Raw genomic sequence first — 3,472 nt, forward strand, 5'->3', positions numbered from 1 at the left:
CTTAATTACCCCAGGTGTCTCTTAAAGCAACTGTTTTATTAAAGACCAAGCTGTCACTCGCTTCACTGTCACGACAAAAATACCCTTCTCTCTCAAATTGGTAGGCTAATTCAGCCTTAGCGTCTTTCATGCTTGACTCCACTACGCCGTAAGTTACCACTAAGGATTTTGGGTTGAGCAATTGTTCAAAGTGATCATTTTTCCCGGGGTTTTCAAGTGTGAATAATCGATCGTATAGTCTGAATTCTGCTTTAAAAGCAGTACTGGCTTCAACGAAGTGAATGACGCCTTTAACTTTTCTGCCATCTGTGGGGTTTTTACCTAAAGTGTCTGCATCATAAGTCGCATACACAGTGGTCACATTGCCATCAAAATCAGTGTCAAATGAAGTGGCATTAATCACATAAGCATTACGCAAGCGTACTTCCTTACCAATGGCCAAGCGTTTAAACTTTTTGTTCGGTGCCACTTCTTTAAAATCTGCTCTATCGATATACAACTCTTGAGAAAAGAAAATATTACGCTTACCCCTATCTTCATTTTGCGGATGGATAGGCGCTTTGAGAGTCTCAACTTGTTTTTCAGGGTAATTTTCAATAATAACTTTAATAGGGTCAATAACACCCATCGTGCGTGGCGCAACAACATTTAAATCATCGCGTACAGCGTCTTCTAGGATTTTCATATCGGTCATACTGTCAACCTTAGAAACACCAATGCGCTCAACAAAATCACGAATACTAGCGGGCGTATAACCACGACGACGAAGCCCAGAAATGGTAGGTAGTCGTGGGTCATTCCAACCCAACACCAACTCATCTTCTACCAATTGTTGTAATTTGCGTTTTGACATTACTGTGTATTCTAAATTCAAGCGTGAAAACTCATATTGATGCGGGCGATTAGGTTTATTGAAATCCTCTAAATGCTCTAATATCCAATCATACAAACGACGATTGTCTTGAAATTCAAGCGTGCAAAGCGAATGTGTAACACCTTCAATCGCATCACTAATACAGTGGGCAAAATCATACATTGGATAGATACGCCATTCGTTGCCTGTCTGATGATGCTTTTCAAAACGAATACGATATAGTGTTGGGTCACGTATACACATAAACGGACTTGCCATGTCTATTTTGGCGCGCAACACACACTCACCCTCTGAGAATTTTCCTTCTTTCATTTTAACAAGCAGTTCTAAATTTTGTGCAACTGATGTATTGCGATAAGGGCTATTTTTACCTGCTTGTTTTAAAGTACCACGATATTCACGAGTTTGTTCTGCATTTAAAAAACAAACATATGCCAATTCTTTATTGATCAGCTCAATCGCATATTCATAAAACTTTGCAAAATAATTAGAGCTGTATTGAATCTCGCCATCCCATTCAAAACCCAGCCATTTAACATCATTTTTAATAGATTCAATAAATTCCACATCTTCTTTAGCGGGGTTTGTATCATCAAAGCGTAGATTGCACCTACCCTTATAGTCTTGCACTAAACCAAAATTTAGGCAAATTGATTTGGCATGTCCAATATGCAAATAGCCATTTGGTTCAGGTGGAAAGCGTGTTTGAATTGTGCTATGTAGACCAGAATCTAAGTCTTCGTTAATTTGATGACGAATAAAATTAGTCGGTTTTTCCGTGGGATTATTGTCGCTCATTCTGGGGCTAAATTGCTATAAAGTTAAGGATTATACTAGGTATTTTCTGACATATATTGTAGTGCTTGATAGAGATATTCCACAGGAACAACTTTCAAACCCTTGATGGGTTTTTTAGGGGTATTTGCCTTAGGAATAATGGCAATTTTAAAGCCGTGTTTTTGTGCCTCTGCCAAACGCTCACTAGCATTATAAACAGGCCGCACTTCCCCCGTTAAACCAACTTCGCCAAAGGCAATCCAATCTTTAGGGATAACTTTGTTTCTTAGGCTCGACATAATAGTAAGCATCACCACCAAATCTGAGGCAGTTTCACTAACCTTAACACCACCCACAACATTCATAAACACATCTTGGTCAAAAGTTGCAATACCGCCGTGTTTGTGCAATATAGCCAATTGCAAGGCAAGACGATTTTGGTCTAAACCCACACTAACACGCTTAGGGTTGCCACTGGACTGGTCAACCAAGGCTTGGAGCTCAATCATTAGTGGTCTGGTTGCCTCACGCGTTACCATCACCATCGAACCCGGTAATGGTGTAGATTGATTAGACAAAAATATTGCTGATGGATTTTCTACTTGCTTAAGTCCAGTCTCGCTCATTGCAAATACGCTAATTTCATTGACTGCGCCAAAACGATTTTTTACCGCACGAATGATACGATAACGCCCGCCTGCATCGCCTTCAAAATACAAAACACAATCCACCATATGTTCTAAAATTCTCGGCCCTGCGAGCGCACCACCTTTGGTTACATGTCCAATCATCAGTAAAATGGTGTTGGTTTGCTTGGCGTATTGCGTGAGTTGCGCAGCACAATCTCGCACTTGCGTTACTGAGCCAGGTGCTGAAGTTGAACCGTCTGTCACCATGGTTTGAATAGAGTCAATGACAATAACTTTTGGTTTAATTTCTTTGGCGAGTTTGATGATTTTTTCTAAATGTGTTTCGTTAAGTAGCAGCACATCTTCTTTGATACCCAAACGCACAGCACGGTCGCTAACTTGTTGTGCAGATTCCTCGCCACTGACATATAAGGCAGTGTGTTCTTTATTAATTACTGCCATTGCTTGCAGAATAAGAGTGGATTTTCCGATGCCTGGATCACCACCGATGAGTACCACAGAGCCATCTACTAAACCACCACCCAAAGTACGGTCAAGCTCGCTTAATCCTGTTGTTAATCTAGCTTTGCTTTCAGATCTAATGTCTGATAATTTTTGTACTTTTGACGGTGGCAAGTCTTGCAAGATTTCTGGTTTTGAAGCGTTATCCCTAGATATAACCACTTCTTCTAAGGTATTCCAAGCCTGACATTCTAAGCACTGCCCTGCCCATTGAGGATGCGTTACACCACACTCTCTACAAACAAATTCTAGTTTAGTTTTTGACATTATTCCAATACACTTTTATCTAATAATACTTTAGTAAGACCACATTATTCAGTTCTGATAGGGATTTATGGCGCATCTTCAAGAGGGTTGTTGGGTGTTCTTCCAAGGCATTGTAGGTTTTTTGTTGGTTGATTAGAGGGTTGTTGTTCTATTGGATTGGGGTAATTTGCAAAGCCCCCTTTTTTTTAATACTATTTAGAATCCAAATACCCTTTATTTCTCTGTTATCTTTATAAAAAATGGCTTTTAAAGAAAATAATAGTTTATACATAAGGGTTTTTGACTAATTAAGCGAGTTATTTTTAAATAAAAGTGTGGCACTCCTTATTTTATTTTTACTTAGAATTGTTAGGTTAAGTTTAACTCGCTCAAAATAATAAATTCTAGAAGGTATTATATCCTG

Annotated in this window: 2 protein-coding genes; both read right to left on the reverse strand. The window is 39.2% G+C overall.

Features of this window, described 5'->3' with window-relative positions:
- Nucleotide 1 precedes the first annotated feature (1 nt).
- Complete coding sequence (locus tag BAZSYMA_RS06735; protein ID WP_090716993.1) at nt 2-1,672, reverse strand: glutamine--tRNA ligase/YqeY domain fusion protein; 1,671 nt, start codon at nt 1,670-1,672, stop codon at nt 2-4.
- A gap of 35 nt (nt 1,673-1,707) precedes the next feature.
- The gene (radA, locus tag BAZSYMA_RS06740) at nt 1,708-3,069 is read right to left on the reverse strand and encodes a DNA repair protein RadA (protein WP_090716995.1); all 1,362 of its coding nucleotides are present in this window, start codon (nt 3,067-3,069) and stop codon (nt 1,708-1,710) included.
- Between the last annotated feature and the right edge of the window lie 403 nt (nt 3,070-3,472).

Origin of the sequence: Bathymodiolus azoricus thioautotrophic gill symbiont, from assembly GCF_001298715.1 — a bacterium.
Taxonomy (GTDB): Bacteria; Pseudomonadota; Gammaproteobacteria; order PS1; family Pseudothioglobaceae; genus Thiodubiliella.

Bases quoted from the DNA above. Each gene is read 5' to 3' on its own strand.
- BAZSYMA_RS06735 (WP_090716993.1), bottom strand. From the start codon at position 1,672: ATGAGCGACAATAATCCCACGGAAAAACCGACTAATTTTATTCGTCAT.
- radA (WP_090716995.1), bottom strand. From the start codon at position 3,069: ATGTCAAAAACTAAACTAGAATTTGTTTGTAGAGAGTGTGGTGTAACG.